Below are 15,564 nucleotides of genomic sequence, written 5' to 3' on the forward strand. Positions count from 1 at the left end.
TCGGAGTCGATCTACCCGGGCCGCGCCAGGACGATGTCCAGCGCGCCGAGCACTTCTGCGGTCATGGCGTCCAGGTAGAACGCATACGTGCAGTAGGCGGCGACCATCACCAGTGCTGCTGCGACCCAAGGGGAAAATGAAGGCAGTAGGCGCACCAGCCGATACCGTCGGTGGATCGGCTTATCCAGGGACTCGGTCAGCGTCGCAGGTGCCATACCCCGCATCTGCCTAAGGCGCCGGTGCAGACGACGCATGATGGTACTGATTGAATCCTGGCCGTCGCGCTCGAGCTGATAGCGCCCCTTGAACCCAAGGCACAGGCACAAATAGAGGAATTCCAGCAAGTCGCGAAAATGCTCCGGCTGTGTCATGAGCCTCGACAGGATGCTGAAGAACTTCTCTCCGCCCCAGGTCTCGTTGTGGCAGGCACTGAGCAGCGAGTGCTGTGCCCATTCGGACTGCGATCCCCAGGGCGTCGCCATTACCGCCTCATCGAGGAAGCTGCAGAGACAGTAGCGATAGGCAGACAGCGTACCCGCCTCATAGCCATGCTGGCGCAGCTCATTCTCCATCGTTACAAGCTGATTTCGGATGCGTGCGTGAAGTGCCTTTGCGTCCATTGGCGCATCGATTCGCCGGATCCGGATGGCGAGCGCAAGTAGCGGTTGAGCAGCATCGACCATCGGATTGCAGGAATGACCCCGCATCTGGAAGTGGAGTTCCGGATCCACATCGATACCTTCGGCGGTCTCGAATGAGATCTCGTCCTTGCGCGCCACCTTCCCTTGGATGATTGGCGGAAGCGTCATGAAGCCGTTATCCAAACCCTGCAGTGCTTTACTCACTTCGTATTCCCCACAGCTGAATGTCCATTTCCGGGAAGTCGCCGGATACGTGCAGCCCGATGCCTGATGTCGAGAGCATCATCTGCCAGGCCGGACTTCCCCTATCGAGCTGGAAATACGTGAATCCTGCGTGGTAGGGGAGGTGTCTTGGCGCCACTGGCATTGCAACGAGAGGAATGCCAGGAAGCTGCAGGCTGACCAGCTCGTCGATCCGTTCGATCGAGGCGACCTTGGCCTGCTGGACGAAGCGTGCGCGGAGCTGCTCGAGGGGAACGTTCGCTCGCACCGCAAGAATGAAGTCAGCACTCTCGATAAGGCGGCGATCATGCACCATGGCTATGCGCAAGCCGTATTTCTGGAGCTGCATCGGGATGGAAACGGCGCGCGGCTCCAACACCGTTCCCAGTACTCTTCTCAGGGTCTCTTCCAGCGCATGGAATGACGCATGCAGATCTTCATGTTGATAGGCTGGATACTCGATTGGAAGCCGGCCGTCATCGGTGAATGTCACCAGCTCGCCACATGCCTGCGAAAGGTGGCAATAGAGACGCTCAGGGTGCAGGCAGCGTGAGCGTGCCAGATGTTGGAACAGGGGCTGGATGCGATTGAGTGCCTGCAACAGCCCAAAGTCGGTCACCTCTGCCACCCCCGACTGAGACGGCGAGCCTATGCGCTCGGCGATCACCTTGGCCCGCTGCCGCATGAGTCCGGCGACTTCTTCGAGGAATCTCGCCAGTGGAACAACCGCACTCACCGATAGCGCAGTGGCATAGTGTGCGTCATCAAGAACCACACTGCCGTCGGGTCGACGATCGCGGATTCGCGTGATGGCCAAGCATGCAAATGCACTCCTGTCTTCGCCCTCGAGCATCAACCTGTAGCCAGGCATGGCCAGGTCCATCTCGACCAGATCACCCTCATCGGTGTGGATGTCGCGAATCTCGCGTCTGTGCGCCTTGTAACGTCGAGACGCCGCGCTGCTGTCCCACTGAACCTCCGTGGCGCCTTCAATCCTGAGCGGGAGGGCGAGGTAAACGACCCGATCTATGGCCGACGCGTCGGCTATGTCCAATGGATTGGGTACCGGCGTGTCCATCGGCATGTCGAAGACGCTTCCGTCAGGCATCGCGCCGCGCGCCCTCAGCAGCGCGATCTTCCCGAAGGTCAGATACTCGGTGTTTAACTCAAGCTCGATGAATCCATGGAGATTCTCGCCAATCGACGACAGACGCTGGTGCAGCTGACTCTCCAGATACCGCGTCTCCTGCTGGAAGTGCTGCGGCTTCACGAACAGCCCTTCCTTCCAGACCACCTTGCTTCGCAACGTCATTCCCAGTCCTCACTCTTGATACTGATGCCCGAATCTCCCAGCTCTACCAGCAACGGATAGGACCTACCTTCTGGCTGAATCCGATGTACTGCCCGCCATGTCACTCTGCTGGCGTCCTGGTATCTGGCTGCGACAGCAATGAAACGCGTTTCCCGCTGCACCTGATGAAACGGGACGAACTTGTAGCTGCCCGGCCTGATGACGAACTCGTCATGATCTCGATAGGTCTTACCCAGTGATCTGTCCGGCGATGCCCACAGTGCATCAGCGTCGAGACTGAGGAACACGCCGTCATCCTTGAGTTGGATGACAGCGATCTTCAGCGGACTTCCTACGCCGCCGAGCGTGCTGGCATGGATCTCTGGGCTCATGATTTCGTCCGAGCCGAGGTATTCACCAACAGCCCGTGCGCGCTCGACGACGTCGATCGATTCAAGCTGCGCATCTGCACGGCTATCGCTTGCAGTAGCTGGAAGACCCGGAAGCAGCTCCCCCGACTCCTCAAGCTCTTTCTGCAGCGTCTGAGTGGTCATCCGAAGTTGGCCAAGCAGGCCGCGCAGGTCGGAGCTGGACAACCGAATGCGATAGCCAGCCGTCGACTGTTCCTCGTCATCGGGCTCCAACGTGGCTTCAGAAGTGGCATTCATCGCAGGTGACGCCACGATGCTGAGTGCGATCGTGGATGGCTGATCCCGAGGGAGGCCTACAGGTAGGGAAGGATCCTTCAGCACCTGCCAGGCCTTGGATGTCGCCATGCAACCGGCCAGCATCAAAGGCGCGCTCAAGATCACAATCCACGTCGATAGCGACTGGAGACGCTCAGCGAACATCCGGACACCCGCGAACCGGATCGGACGCCACGTCGACCGGTAGAGAGGTCCCCGAAGCACAAAGGCGATCCAGAATCACATCAAGTGCATACAGGGGATCCTCCCAGACCTCCAGGTTGGGTAGCGCCGGAGCGCCCACGGTGGAAGCCGAGGGTCGGTCCTCAAGATCGTGCAGCGGCGTCCATTCGCCTGCGAGCAGGTCATCAAGAGAGATCTCTGCGGACAGCTCGCTGGTAGTACTCTCTCCTGGATCAATCGCAAGACCGACGGAGATGATCAACGCGCCCAAGCGAAGCTGATCGCCTTCGCGCAACTCAACGACGCTGCCGGGTCCCAAGGGCTCTTCAGCGTCGTTGATCCAGGTCATTCCGACCAGATCGCGCAGGCAGAATGCTCCATCACGAGCATAGAGCTCGGCGTGACGCGACGCGATCCAACCACGGTCGTCGGCAAGGCACCAGCTGGCGTCCCCGCTGCCTATCGCTCCCCCGCGATGGTCGAAGAAGTGAACGGATGTGCGACCGATACCGATGCGCGTCGGATTGGAGACGGAGAGTCGAAGCCAAGCTCCATCGGTATGCAGACTCATGCCCGCACCTTGATCTTGACACTGGCGTCGGCACGTTGTGACGGAGCAGAGCCCAGAAAGGTTGTCCACCCCAGATTGCCGCCGCTCTCCTTGCATAGACAAAGAGGCAGGATGTGCTCTGCGCGCAATCCAAGCTCCAGGTTGTACGCAAGCTGGTCCCTTAGAAGAAACTGGATCAAGGTGCCCAGCAGGGGAAAGTCTCGCCCGTTCGGCAGGAAATCACGGAAGCGCTCCGTACTGAGATTTCCAATCGCAATAGCGAAGCAGTGCTCGTAGGTTCTGACCCTGCCTCCTGCAATGAAGTTGTTTCCCAGCGTGGCCCCGGACGCTCCAATTCGCGAACGCTCCTCAGCAGGTACGTCGACGTAGATTGGCTGGAACTCCTTCACCACAACGTCAGGCAGGTCGAAGCAGTGGGAGACGATCCCACCCACTGTGGCAGGTGATCTGCTGCGACTTGCCACAGCGCCCGCATACGTGAGCAGCCGACTCCAAGGCAGGCTGCTGTACTCCCCCAGACGCGCGTCGTGCAGACCGATCAGCGAGAGAACGTAGCCCGAGAATCGATCGCGCGCACCTGACTGGAAGCGAACGTGGTAGCGGTACTTTCGCCAACCGCGGTGCAGTAGTGTCAGAAGGCGATGATTGAAGAAGTCGAGGAAGGCCGCATGAAGGCCGGTTCCGTTGGCGTGCTCTGCAGCAACGCGCTCGACATAGTGCAACGGCAGTGGCGAGTCAACGCCGTGCAGACCCAGGAAACTGACCGCGAGGCGATACGAGTATCCCCCCTCCGCGGGGCCAAACTCGCCGACCACTACATCCGAGATTGGAAAGCCCAACCCAGGATCATTGCTGAATCGGATTCGCTCAGCTGCAGGATCACCTTCCACAGCATGTTCCAGGTCATCGTCATGCAGACGATGAAGTCGTTCCACAAGACTGTAGAAAGCATGGCGCCGGGCGTTGTCCAACAACGGACCGGCTAGATGATGGGCTGGCTTCCGTGCCGAAGTGGCCATTGATATGTCTCGTTGTTCTCGGTGTTTTTGACTTCAAGGATGTGGAAGGCATTGATGCTCGCGTAGAGCGAGAAGAAGTGCGAAAGGACAGACCCGAACAGGTACATCTCGCCCTCGCAGAGGAACATCGAAGGGTCCAGTTTCAGGGCTGTCCTCAGGCCTCGCACCGGCAGGCCCATGACGAATGCTGTGCTCGGAACAGTCGTGGCGGCCACGATTCCATTCAGGCGCATCTGGCTCACTCGCCTTGCTTGAACGTCGTGAAGAGCCGCGAAGTCATACGCTCGGATGACCGCCTTCATAGGCTCCGTTCCCAGAAGTGAGAGGAAGTTCAGCGATAGATTGGAAATCAGGTTCCAGTGGAGGCTTCCATCCAGGACTGGCCTGTAGCTTGGCGTCGGGCGGATTGCATTGGCGACGTTGACGAATGCCGGGATGTCGTCCAAGGGCTGGCATATGTCGCCCACGGCCAGCACTGAGGGCAAGTCACGATTGGTGCAGGTGAGCTGCACTGATACGGTCTCGCTGGCATCTGGATGAAGTGACTCGTCACTTCGGATGAAGGCGATGCGTTGCCGGGTTCCACCGACGCTCTGATCGACGTGCAGCCGCGACCGGTAGTACGGTGCAGGCCCATTCGATGAACGGTCGATCTCATGCTGGAATGAGTAGAAGTCGTGATAGATCCGGCGCACTTCTTTGGTCCCCTCCCGGGAGGATGCCCATACGCCACTGACGCCGTCGACGCTGAAGACCTCAAGCCCATGCGCTTGGGTACCCGCCGGATTGACGGGGTACTCGGTGACCCGACCATCTACGCGTATGGGTTCGGCATCGTGTGCGAAGAGATTCACAGCGGGAACACAATGCAGGGAGATATCCCCATCCCGAATGTGCACGCCCAGTGGCATGGGCCGACTGAAATGAAGCTCGATGCGCGCCAATGAACCCGGGGCAGGCCATGCCTGCGCCAAGCTGGTTATCCTTGCGAAGTAGAAACGTCTTGGGAAAACGAAGAATTCCTGAAGTACCCGATAGCCATCGAATACGTTGCGCGGATAGGGAAGAAGCGCGGCTTCGGCTTCGAAGCCTGGAAATTCGATGCTGTTGGTGGGCAGAGTTCTCACCGAATCACCCATTACGACGCGGATCTCTTCCAAATACCTGGCCAGCCACAGATAGAGAGTCTGCGCTGCCTTGTCGTCGCCGCTGAAGTGAAGTTCAAGCTCATCGCAGTCCACCGACCTGAGATCCAGGTCCGACAGCGTGCGTAGTTCCATCGCGACCATGGAACTCTCCAGGGAGTGCGCTTCATGCACTCTCTCGATTTCCAGTGGATGGATGCGGACTTCGCTGCAGGTTCGAAAACGGCATGCGACCCCATCAACCTCAACCGATCCGACCATTGCGCCTTTGGGGATGGTCTGTGAGTCGGCAATAGCACGATCGCTGGGCTCGAATCTCAGAATTGTCATACTCGGGATCGGCCTCAGATAGTTGGGCCAGAGCAGTTGCAGCAAGCCATGGGTCAGTTCCTCGAAGTCGTCCTCGATCTTCATCCGCAGCTTCGCGGTCAGGAACGAGAAGCCCTCCAGAAGGCGCTCCACATCGGGATCACTCGCCCGCTCACCAAGGAATCGCGCAAGCTGGGGGTTTGCAAGCGCAAACTCCTTCCCTTGGCGTCGTAGGTGACTCAGTTCTTCGCGGAACGCTCTCTGTAGAGGCACGGGGTCAGAGCGCACTGTAGTTGCGTGTGTGGCCGTTCAACGTCAGCTCCATCTCGAACGCCGTGCTTCGATCGTCCAGAATCAGATCGCAATCCACTCGGAAGCGGAGCTGTAGCGGCTGCTGGACATCTGCCAACAGGCGGACATCCCCCACCCGGATCCGGGGTTCGTTATCCTCAATAGCCCCTCGAATTCCAGCGGTCGCCCGAAGCAGGAGGTCAGCCGAACCCATGACCGCATCGTTGAAATCTGGTAATCCCATCGATGGGCAGCTCTGTGCTCCGCCCTGGCGCGCGTTGAGCAATTGCTCAACGTGGCGCTTGACGGCCTGTACGCTGGCGGCCGCGCTGTGCGTGGCGGTTCGCGCGCGCGTGGCCGACTCCAGTACGTCCAGCCTGTCAAAGAGACTTCCCTGCCCTACCCTGTTCATGTTCTGCCTATTCCTTGTCCAGCCGGCCGACCAGCGACAGTTCGAAGTTGGCCCCCATGTACTTGAAGTGGGGCCGCACACTCATTGCTACCTGGTACCAACCTGCTTCGCCGGGCACATCCTTCACCTCGACCCTGGCCGCTCGCAGCGGCCGACGGCTGCGAACCATGGCCGGCGGATTTTCCTGATCAGCTACGTACTGCTTCAGCCAGGAATTGAGTTCCCGCTCCAGGTCGTGGCGCTCCTTCCAGCTCCCGATCTGCTCGCGCTGTAGCGCCTTGATGTAGTGCGCCAGGCGATTGATGATGAACATGTACGGAAGCTGCGTACCCAGCCTGTAGTTCGTCTGCGCCTGCTGCCCCTCAAGAGTGTTCGGGAACACCTGCGGGCGTTGGACGGAGTTGGCCGAGAAGAAGGCGGCGTTGTCGCTCCCCTTGCGCATCGTCAGGGGAATGAATCCTTCCTCGGAAAGCTCGAACTCCCTGCGGTCGGTTATCAGCACTTCAGTCGGGATCTTTGCCTGGATCTGGCCAAGAGCCTCGTACAGATGCACAGGAAGATCCTCAACTGCACCGCCGGATTGAGGACCGATGATGTTGGGACACCAACGATACTTGGCAAAGCTGTCAGTGATGCGGGTAGCCAGCAGGAAGGCTGCGTTGCCCCACAGGTAGTTCTCATGTGAATCGCTTACGGATTCGGTGTAGCTGAATCGCCGAACAGGGTTCTCCAGCGGGTCGTATGGTTGCCGAAGAAGGAATCGTGGCATTGCCAGACCCAGATAGCGGGAGTCTTCCGAATCCCGCAATGCGCGCCACTTCGTGTATCGAGGGCCATCAAAGATGTCCTTGATTTCCTTCAGGCTGGACAGCTCCTGATAGCCGTCGACGCTGAAGAATTCATGACTTGCGGCGGCAATGAACGGCGCGTGTGCCATGGCCCCCACGGACGCGATGTAATTCAGCAGTTTGACGTCCGGCGTCGACGGACCAAAGTAGTAGTTTCCAATCATGGCAGCGACAGGCTCACCACCAAACTGTCCATAGCCAGCCGAGTAGCTGTGCTTGTAGAGACCGCTCTGGGTTATTTCCGCTGCGCTCTCGAAGTCCTCAAGCAGCTCCCGCTTCGTGGCATGCAGAATTTCGATCTGGATGTTCTCCCGAAAATCGGTGCGATCAACCAGTAGCTTCAGACCACGCCAAGCGGATTCCAGATCCTGTAACTGGGAGTGGTGGAGTACCGCATCCATCTGCCGGCTGATGCGGGCATCCAGCTCGACGATCATCTGATCCACAAGATGCTTGTTGACCGGCTCGATCCGATCCTTTGCGCGCAGCATTTCGGTAATGAACTCAGCAACACCCCGTCTTGCAGTGGAGTAGCCTTCCTGCGTCGGCTGCATCCTGGTCTGGGCCATGATCTGATCGAGCAAACCAACCGGGGCGGGCGCGATCTTCCCTGAAGAGGTTTCCTTGGCTTCCATTGTGGTTCCCTTTGGTTGTTGGGCAGAATGACGAGAAAGCTCTCAGGGGTTGTTCTCGTCCCGCGTTGTCAACGCCAACTGCAGTTCTTCGGCCAGTCTTTCGCGCGCACCCGGGTCAGCCAGCATTTCCTGCAGTGCATTGCGGAAGGCCGGAACGTTGCCGAGTGGTCCTTTCAACGCGACCAACGCCTCCCTGAGCTCCAGCAACGTACGGAGCTCTGGGAGCTGTTGGGCGATCGCGTCTGGCGTGAAGTCACTAAGCGAGGAAAACGAAAGCTTAAGATTGAGCCTTTGCTCAGGCTCGTCTGAAAGACAGTCAGGAACGTCAAGCGTGAGGCCGAGCTCTGCCTTTTCCATGACGGCATCGAAGCTGCCCTTGTCCACACGGACAGACTGGCGCTCATCGATCATGGTCTGCTCTGTGTGGCCTTTGAAATCGCCAACGACAACCAACTTGAGTGGCAGTTCCATCTCCGCCGTCTGGTCGCCCGTTGCGGGTACGTACTTGATGTTGATCCGCTCCTTGGGAGCGACAGAACCATCCTTGCTCGACATGCGCTTACTTCCTGCGTTGGTATCGGTTGCCTGTCTTCCTCTCTACACGCCATTTCAGACGATCATGACCGCAGTGGAGGAAGCCGATGTCTTAGCCCGACGGCACGCGTTCGCGCGTTGGAGGCGCGATAAGTTCGGCCACCCGTCCGCTGCAGACGAACGATCATGATCAGCTCGTCGCTGCGGAGGGAATAGGAATAATCTCAATCGACTCGAAATCGTCCGAATGCGTCAGAATTCCACTGGTTTCACCCGGTCCAGCAGCCTTCTGTACCTGGCAGAAGCAACGCACCCCATCGCCAGATGCGACACACAGGCGCTCAATGTCGGGAGATGCGCCTCTTTGAACTACTTCGCCCGGGACAGAAGATGGGCACGCTCTCGCTCGTTCATGGTGAGAGCCGCCGCAGCGACGAACGCGTGACGTGCATCCTGCTCCCGCCCCAGCTTCTGTAGTACCTCGCCGTGGACCACATGCAACGGCGCGTACTCGCGCAGTCGCGCGTCCACCAGCAACGGCTGCAGCTGCGCCCAGGCCGCGAAGGCACCGTCGCTGCGCAGTATCGCCACCACGCGGTTCAATGCGACAACTGGCGAGGGCTGCACCTGCAACAGCTGCGTATAGAGCGTTGCGATGCGCGGCCAGTCGGTATCTTCGGCGCGCCGCGCCGCCGCATGGCACGCTGCGATGCGCGCCTGCAGCACATAGGGATCGTCACCGCCACCGGCGGCCAGCGCGCGCGCCAGCACCTGCTGCCCGCGTTCAATCTGCAGCCAGTCCCAGCGCGCGCGGTTCTGTTGGTCCAGCAGCACCGGCACGCCCTGCGCATCGGTCCGTGCTGCGGCACGCGAGGCCTGCAGCTCCATCAGCGCCAGCAGGCCCAGCACCGGCGGCACCGGCAGCCGGTGCGCCAGAATGCGCGCGAGTCGCAGTGCCTCGTCGCACAGCGCCGGACGCATCCAGTCGTCACCAGCACTGGCCGCATAGCCTTCGTTGAAGACCAGGTAGATCGCCTCCAGCACCGATCCGAGCCGCTCAGGCATCGCGTCAGCACGCGGGACCTCGTAGGGCACCTGCTTCTGCGCCAGGGTGCGCTTGGCGCGAACGATGCGTTGGGCGATGGTTGGCTCCGGCTGCAGGAACGCACGTGCGATCTCGACGGTGGTCAGGCCACCGAGCAGGCGCAGGGTCAGTGCCACCCGCGCATCGGCCGGCAGCACCGGATGGCAGGCCACGAACATCAGCCGCAGCAGATCGTCACCCAGGTCATCCTCCAGCGCCTGGCTGTCATCGGGTGCCGGCAGCGCGGCCGGATGCAGTTCCTCACCCCACTGCGCATGCTGCTGCGTCACCCGCTGGTGCTGGCGCAGCACATCGATGGCGCGGTTGCGCGCGGTGGTCATCAGCCAGGCTCCGGGGTTGTCCGGGATGCCCTGTTCCGGCCAGCGCTCCAGCGCGGCCAGCCAGGTGTCCTGGGCCAGCTCCTCGGCACGGCCGACATCACCGCCGAGCAGCCGCGCCAGGCGCGCGATCAACACTGGCGACTCCATCCGCCAGAGGGCTTCCAGACGCTGCGTCAGTGCGGGATCGAGCATGCGCCGATCACAACACGCACGCCCGGCCCGCACAAGCGCCGCAGCTCACGCTTCAACAATCGGCTTGAAGCCGCCCCAGAGCATGCGCTTGGTATCGAACGGCATGTCCTTCGGGCCCAGCGACGCCAGCCGCGGGTCGGCCATCACCTTGGCGTTGATGCGGTCGCGTGCCGCGCGCGAGCGGAACACCACGAAGGCGACGATCACCGTCTCGCCCGGTTTCGCCTTGACCGCACGCGGGAACGAGGTGCTCTTGCCCGGTTCCACATCGTCAGCCACGCATTCCATGTACTGCAGCGCGCCATGGTCCTTCCACACCGCGCCGGCCTTGCGGGCAAGGCGGCGGTAGGCCGCCACCTTGTCCTGTGGGCACGGCAGCACGTAAGCATCCACGTAGGCCATGTGGGTTCTCCCTTGCGGCGGCCGTCAGCCCGGCTCGCCGTCCATGTGTGCGATTTCCCAGAGATGGCCATCCAGGTCCTGGAAGCCGCGCTGGTACATGAAGCCCAGGTCGCGCGCCGGCTGCGCTTCGCTGGCGCCGGCGGCCAGTGCCTTGTCCAACAGCTCGTCAACTGCCTTGCGACTGGGTGCCGAGAGTGCGTTGATCACTTCCGTGTGGGTGTGCGCATCGGCAATCGACTTGTTGGTGAACTGCTGGAAAAAAGGTTGGGTCAGCAGCATCACGTAGATGCTCTCGCTGATGACCATGCCAGCCGCATCGTCATTGGTATAGGTTGGATTGAAGCTGTAGCCCAGCGCGGTGAAGAACGCCTTGGACTTCTCCAGATCCTGCACGGGCAGGTTGACGAAGATCATCTGCGGTTGCGGTGCACTCATCGGTGTAGCTCCTTGTGGATGAAAGAGAGAGAGAGAGAGAGAGAGGAATCAGGGTTGCTTCATGCAGTTGACCATCCACGGCTTGCCATAGCGGTCGATCAGCATGCCCCAGCGGTGCGCCCAGAACGTTTCAGCGATCGGCATCTGCGCCTGGCCACCTTCGGCCAGCGCCGCGAACACGCGCTCGGCCTCCTCGATGCTGTCGACGTCGACATTGATGGTGGTCGAGCCACCCTCGCCACCGCCGGGGCCATCGGCGGCCATCAGGATGGCGTTGCCGATCTCCAGCTGGCTGTGCGCAACGTGGTCGAGGGTTTCCGGCGGCATCTCGTTGCAGCCGGGCGACCCATCGGAGGGCGGCATGTCGCGGTACTTCATTTCCGAGGTGACCTGGGCACCGAGTGCCTTGGCGTAGAACGCCATCGCATCGTGGGCCTGGCCGCTGAAGCCGAGGAAGGGAATCAGTTTCATGGCAATACTCCGTTGTGCGGTTCAGGGCAGTAGTGCCGGGTCCTGCCCGGCAGGGAGAGGAATCGGGTCAACCTTCCAGCTGTGCACGCAGACGCTGTTCCTGCTGCTGTAATTCGGGGGTGAAGGCTTCACCGAAGTCTTCTGCGGAGATCAGGGGACGCAGTTCCAGCGTGCCTCCCTCGCCGAACGGCGCACGGCTGGCCCATTCAACGGCCTCGTCCAGCGACCGCACCTCCCACAACCAGAAGCCGGCGATCTGTTCGCTGGCAGGACCGAACGGACCGGCCTCGACCTTGGGTGCCCCGCCGCCGAAATGAATGCGACGGCCGCGCTGGGTGGCGTGCAGGCCTTCACCGGCCAGCATGATGCCGGCGGCCACGAGCTGTTCGTTGAAGGCGCCCATTTCGGACAGTTCCTGTTCGCTGGGCATGCGGCCGGCTTCGGAGTCGGCGTTGGCCTTCACGATCACCATCACTTTCATTGCAGTCTCCCGTGGGGACGCGTGATGCGTGCCCTTCACCGGGTACAACGAACCAGGGGGCTGGGAATCGACACGTCTGTTGGAAATTTTTTCTTCCGTGGAAGGCGCGCCTTCGGCGGGAGTCGGCGAACGGCGGAGCCCCTCCGTGGTGGGTTGGGTTGGTCGCTGAAAGCTGGGTTCATGGGCTTTGCCGGGTGGGTAGACGGGTCGGGGGACGCCGTAAACCCGTCCCTGGGGGCTTGACCGCGGCTTGCTCGTGTGCGCTGTCCTGCGCACACGGCAAGACCGGGGTTGGGCATCGTGCCCAACCCGCCCGAGGCTTGCCTCGGGCCCATGCCGCGGGCACCCCCGCCCCGCCTACCCACCCGGCCTTTGACAGTTTCCTGTCACCGTCGCACACCACGGGAAGATCAAGAGAAAAGGCAGAAGCAAAGGCAACAGCAACGGCGGTTGGCTGGCGGCCGCGGCTTTGCGAGCGAAGCGACCCGCTTTTGCTCTTGCTTGTGATTTCCCGTGGTGGATCGGCAACCGGAATCTGTCTGGGGCCGGGCGGGTGGGGTTGGCGGGGTATCCGCGCCATGGATGGCGCAGCTAAGCCTCCAGGGATGGATTCACGGCGTCCCCGCCAATCCCACCCGCCCGGCCCACCCGCAGGAAGCCAGCTTTCAGCGACCAACCCAACCCACCACGGAGGGGCTCCGCCGTTCGCCGACCCTCGCCGAAGGCGCGCCTCCCGCGCTGCAACATGCCCACGCGCAGACCTGCGCCATCATGGGCACCCCGCCCCCGCCAGGACCGCGCCATGCAGCAGTACCTGCTCCTGATCTACATCGAGCCTGCCCTGCTGCAGGCCCTGCCCATCGAAGAATTCAACGCGCTGATGCGCGACTGCCTGGCCCATGCCGACAAGCTGCAGGCCGAAGGCACGCTGCTGGCCGCGCAGAAGCTGCAGCCGGTCGACACCGCGCAGACCCTGCGCGTGCGTGATGGCCACAGCCGCGTACTGGATGGCCCCTTCGCCGAAACCCGCGAACTGCTGGCCGGCTTCAACCTGATCGTCGCCCGCGACCGCGACGAAGCCATGCGCATCGCCCGCGACTTCCCTTGGGCACGCTTCGGCAGCATCGAAGTGCGGCCGCTGGAAGACATGGACGCCGAGCGCGAACGCTGCGGCGCGCCGGCTGCGGCTGCGGCTATGGCAGCAGCCGTACCCTGATCTCGCGCGGGCCGACGCCTTCGTTGCCGCTGTAGTCGCGCACGCTGGCACGCACGATGTACTCGCCCGGCGGCAACGCCGCCGGCTGCCAGCGCCCGGTTTCCATCAGGCCATCACGCACGGTGTTGGTGGCCAGGTAGCGGAACCGGGTTACCGCGCTGCCATGCACGGTGATGCCGCTGTCCGGTGCGTAGGCCACGCGCACCGCTTCCCGCTGCGGCGGCATGCGGTTGAACACGATGTTCCAGCGTGGCTGCTCGTAGCCCTGCAGCGGCTGGCCGCCCGCATCGAGAATCTGGTAACCCACCTGGTACATGCCCAGGCGCCGCCGCGGCAGGTTGTTGTCGACCTGGTCCCAGGCTTCGACCACGATCTGCACACCGCGTCCCTGGCGCGCCACCATCACCACGCCATCGCTGCCTGCCGCCATCGGCTGGTCGTTGTCGTCCAGCAACGCCACATCGGTGATGCGCGGTGCGAAGTGGTCGGCGTAGTTCTGGAAGCCCAGTGCCACGGCGTTGGTCTCGAAACCACCGGTGCCGACGGCCAGGTGCACATGCGCCTGGTTGTTGATGCTACCCAGGCGATCGCCGACGTGAATGCGCATGCCGCGCCGCACGCGCATCCGCTCCAGCTTGCCCTGCTCGTCGTACAGCGCCTGCCAGCGCGCATCGAACGGTTCATTGCGTGGGGTGCGGCCCACCCGCATGTGGATGTACTTGAGGCGATCCACGGCCAGGCCCTCGGCCTGCTCGCCCAGGCTCCAGGCCGCCATCGGGCTGCTGATCTTGCCATCGGCAATCGCCAGCACGGTCTGGCCCACATCACCGCGCACGTCGAAGCCCCCATGCAGGTGATGGCGGCTCTCGCCGCTGAAGTTGCCGCGCACCTCTCCCAGCGTGCCGACCACTTCGTGCCAGCCATCCTGCGGCGCCAGCGGCCAACGGCCGCCCGTCTTCGGCAACGCGGCATCGGCTGCCGGGCCGACCAGTGCCGGCGCAGGCAGTTCGCCCACCGGCAGCGGCCGCAGGCGATGCAGACGGTAGCCTGCGGCGTCGGCCACCAGCACGCTGCCATCGGCATCCAAAGCCAGTCCGCTGGGACGGGCCAGGCGCGGCAGTCGACCGTTGCCGACCAGCGCGATCTGGTGGCCCTGCGGCGTCACCTGCACGATGCGGCCATCCATGTCGCCCACGTACAGCACGCCATCGTGGGTGGTGGCCAGCGACAGCGGGCCATTGATCACGCCCCCACCACCCACCACGGTGCTGACCGTGCCATCCATGCCGACGCGGCGCACCGCGTTGTTGAACAGGTCGGCCACCAGCAACACGCCCTGCGCATCGAAGGCCAGTGCCACCGGCGTATCGAAGCGCGCAGCGGCGCCCGTGCCATCGGCCAGGCCCGGCCGATCGCCACCGGCCAGGGTGCGCACGTTGCCATCGGTACCGATCACCCGGATGCGGTCATTGAAGGTATCGGCCACGTAGACCTGGTCCTGCGCATCCACTGCGATGCCCATCGGCGCATCGAAGCGCGCCTGCGCGGCAGGTCCATCAACGTGGCCCTGTTCGCCACCGGCCAGCGTGGTCACCTGGCCATCGGTGCCGATACGGCGGATCGCATGGTTGCCGGTGTCGGCCACATACAGGTTGCCCTGCGCGTCGGCGGCAATGCCCGAAGGCGTATTGAAACTGGCCTGCAGTGCCGGGCCATCAACGCGCCCCTCGCCCTGCCCGGCCACCGTTTCGACGCGGCCATCGGGCAGGCGGCGACGGATCCGGTTGTTATCACCGGCATCAGTGAAATAGACACTGCCATCGGCACTGCGCAGCAACGCATAGGGATCGGCGAAGCGTGCCTGCCCGGACGCGCCGTCGCGGTCACCGGGGTGGCCATCGCCGGCCAGCGGCTCGATCTGTGCGGTCCACGCCAGTGGCGTTGGAGCCGGGCCCGCCGGTTCAGCCAACGTGTGCAGCGGTGTCTCCCACCAGGTCGCAGCCAATGCCACTACCGTCGCCAACGCTACGCCTGCCGCCATCCATTGCCACCGTGCCATCGCGCTGCGCTGCCTGCCTGCTGCCTGAAGAGGCACCGACAATAGACGCTGGGCACCGCATGCGCCAAGGCCAATCGTACTGCCGGATACCAGAGT

The 15,564-nt window shown here is 62.4% G+C and carries 16 protein-coding genes; 1 reads left to right on the top strand and 15 read right to left on the bottom strand.

Annotated elements, in window-relative coordinates:
• Window positions 1–11 precede the first annotated feature (11 nt).
• From icmH to AC5P7R_RS16730, 14 genes are all read right to left on the bottom strand, one after another.
• Window positions 12–845 (bottom strand): type IVB secretion system protein IcmH/DotU, encoded by an 834-nt coding sequence (gene icmH / locus AC5P7R_RS16665; RefSeq protein WP_495214056.1) that lies wholly within the window; start codon window positions 843–845, stop codon window positions 12–14.
• Complete coding sequence (tssK, locus tag AC5P7R_RS16670; RefSeq protein WP_495214058.1) at window positions 838–2,175, bottom strand: type VI secretion system baseplate subunit TssK; 1,338 nt, start codon at window positions 2,173–2,175, stop codon at window positions 838–840. Before tssK ends, icmH begins: the two co-directional genes overlap by 8 nt.
• Complete coding sequence (tssJ, locus tag AC5P7R_RS16675; protein WP_495214060.1) at window positions 2,172–3,005, bottom strand: type VI secretion system lipoprotein TssJ; 834 nt, start codon at window positions 3,003–3,005, stop codon at window positions 2,172–2,174. Before tssJ ends, tssK begins: the two co-directional genes overlap by 4 nt.
• Window positions 2,995–3,594, bottom strand: a complete 600-nt coding sequence (locus AC5P7R_RS16680; protein WP_495214062.1) for an FHA domain-containing protein — start codon at window positions 3,592–3,594, stop codon at window positions 2,995–2,997. Before AC5P7R_RS16680 ends, tssJ begins: the two co-directional genes overlap by 11 nt.
• A complete protein-coding gene (tssG, locus tag AC5P7R_RS16685; protein ID WP_495214064.1) occupies window positions 3,591–4,613 on the bottom strand; it encodes a type VI secretion system baseplate subunit TssG in 1,023 nt (340 codons plus the stop codon). The genes AC5P7R_RS16680 and tssG overlap by 4 nt, the downstream gene beginning before the upstream one ends.
• Entirely contained in the window at window positions 4,577–6,355 is a 1,779-nt protein-coding gene (gene tssF, locus AC5P7R_RS16690; protein ID WP_219633901.1) for a type VI secretion system baseplate subunit TssF, read from the bottom strand. Before tssF ends, tssG begins: the two co-directional genes overlap by 37 nt.
• The gene (tssE, locus tag AC5P7R_RS16695; protein ID WP_180876953.1) at window positions 6,345–6,770 is read right to left on the bottom strand and encodes a type VI secretion system baseplate subunit TssE; all 426 of its coding nucleotides are present in this window, start codon (window positions 6,768–6,770) and stop codon (window positions 6,345–6,347) included. Before tssE ends, tssF begins: the two co-directional genes overlap by 11 nt.
• Before the next feature lie 7 nt (window positions 6,771–6,777).
• The gene (gene tssC, locus AC5P7R_RS16700; RefSeq protein WP_180876952.1) at window positions 6,778–8,253 is read right to left on the bottom strand and encodes a type VI secretion system contractile sheath large subunit; all 1,476 of its coding nucleotides are present in this window, start codon (window positions 8,251–8,253) and stop codon (window positions 6,778–6,780) included.
• A gap of 42 nt (window positions 8,254–8,295) precedes the next feature.
• Window positions 8,296–8,808 (bottom strand): type VI secretion system contractile sheath small subunit, encoded by a 513-nt coding sequence (gene tssB, locus AC5P7R_RS16705; RefSeq protein WP_180876951.1) that lies wholly within the window; start codon window positions 8,806–8,808, stop codon window positions 8,296–8,298.
• Between the two features lie 348 nt (window positions 8,809–9,156).
• Entirely contained in the window at window positions 9,157–10,404 is a 1,248-nt protein-coding gene (locus AC5P7R_RS16710; RefSeq protein ID WP_495214068.1) for an RNA polymerase sigma factor, read from the bottom strand.
• A gap of 45 nt (window positions 10,405–10,449) precedes the next feature.
• On the bottom strand, window positions 10,450–10,806 hold the full coding sequence (locus AC5P7R_RS16715; protein ID WP_495214070.1) for a DUF1428 domain-containing protein: 357 nt from the start codon (window positions 10,804–10,806) through the stop codon (window positions 10,450–10,452).
• Window positions 10,807–10,830: 24 nt separating this feature from the next.
• Entirely contained in the window at window positions 10,831–11,241 is a 411-nt protein-coding gene (locus AC5P7R_RS16720; protein ID WP_206621841.1) for a VOC family protein, read from the bottom strand.
• 48 nt (window positions 11,242–11,289) lie between these two features.
• Complete coding sequence (locus AC5P7R_RS16725; RefSeq protein ID WP_206621842.1) at window positions 11,290–11,712, bottom strand: VOC family protein; 423 nt, start codon at window positions 11,710–11,712, stop codon at window positions 11,290–11,292.
• 67 nt (window positions 11,713–11,779) lie between these two features.
• Complete coding sequence (locus AC5P7R_RS16730; protein ID WP_053500761.1) at window positions 11,780–12,193, bottom strand: YciI family protein; 414 nt, start codon at window positions 12,191–12,193, stop codon at window positions 11,780–11,782.
• An 802-nt stretch (window positions 12,194–12,995) separates the two neighbouring features.
• Between AC5P7R_RS16730 and AC5P7R_RS16735 the strand changes: the two genes are divergently transcribed.
• Complete coding sequence (locus tag AC5P7R_RS16735; RefSeq protein ID WP_180832584.1) at window positions 12,996–13,409, top strand: YciI family protein; 414 nt, start codon at window positions 12,996–12,998, stop codon at window positions 13,407–13,409.
• Here AC5P7R_RS16735 and AC5P7R_RS16740 read toward each other — a convergent pair.
• Window positions 13,387–15,468 (bottom strand): NHL repeat-containing protein, encoded by a 2,082-nt coding sequence (locus tag AC5P7R_RS16740; RefSeq protein ID WP_495214073.1) that lies wholly within the window; start codon window positions 15,466–15,468, stop codon window positions 13,387–13,389. The two genes, AC5P7R_RS16735 and AC5P7R_RS16740, sit on opposite strands and share 23 nt — an antisense overlap.
• Between the last annotated feature and the right edge of the window lie 96 nt (window positions 15,469–15,564).

This window comes from Stenotrophomonas sp. YJH_SMC_27 (genome assembly GCF_059369815.1).

Coding starts and splice junctions, on each gene's coding strand:
- tssK (WP_495214058.1), bottom strand. CDS start 2,175: ATGACGTTGCGAAGCAAGGTGGTCTGGAAGGAAGGGCTGTTCGTGAAG.
- tssJ (WP_495214060.1), bottom strand. CDS start 3,005: ATGTTCGCTGAGCGTCTCCAGTCGCTATCGACGTGGATTGTGATCTTG.
- AC5P7R_RS16680 (WP_495214062.1), bottom strand. CDS start 3,594: ATGAGTCTGCATACCGATGGAGCTTGGCTTCGACTCTCCGTCTCCAAT.
- tssG (WP_495214064.1), bottom strand. CDS start 4,613: ATGGCCACTTCGGCACGGAAGCCAGCCCATCATCTAGCCGGTCCGTTG.
- tssE (WP_180876953.1), bottom strand. CDS start 6,770: ATGAACAGGGTAGGGCAGGGAAGTCTCTTTGACAGGCTGGACGTACTG.
- tssC (WP_180876952.1), bottom strand. CDS start 8,253: ATGGAAGCCAAGGAAACCTCTTCAGGGAAGATCGCGCCCGCCCCGGTT.
- tssB (WP_180876951.1), bottom strand. CDS start 8,808: ATGTCGAGCAAGGATGGTTCTGTCGCTCCCAAGGAGCGGATCAACATC.
- AC5P7R_RS16710 (WP_495214068.1), bottom strand. CDS start 10,404: ATGCTCGATCCCGCACTGACGCAGCGTCTGGAAGCCCTCTGGCGGATG.
- AC5P7R_RS16715 (WP_495214070.1), bottom strand. CDS start 10,806: ATGGCCTACGTGGATGCTTACGTGCTGCCGTGCCCACAGGACAAGGTG.
- AC5P7R_RS16720 (WP_206621841.1), bottom strand. CDS start 11,241: ATGAGTGCACCGCAACCGCAGATGATCTTCGTCAACCTGCCCGTGCAG.
- AC5P7R_RS16725 (WP_206621842.1), bottom strand. CDS start 11,712: ATGAAACTGATTCCCTTCCTCGGCTTCAGCGGCCAGGCCCACGATGCG.
- AC5P7R_RS16730 (WP_053500761.1), bottom strand. CDS start 12,193: ATGAAAGTGATGGTGATCGTGAAGGCCAACGCCGACTCCGAAGCCGGC.
- AC5P7R_RS16735 (WP_180832584.1), top strand. CDS start 12,996: ATGCAGCAGTACCTGCTCCTGATCTACATCGAGCCTGCCCTGCTGCAG.
- AC5P7R_RS16740 (WP_495214073.1), bottom strand. CDS start 15,468: ATGGCACGGTGGCAATGGATGGCGGCAGGCGTAGCGTTGGCGACGGTA.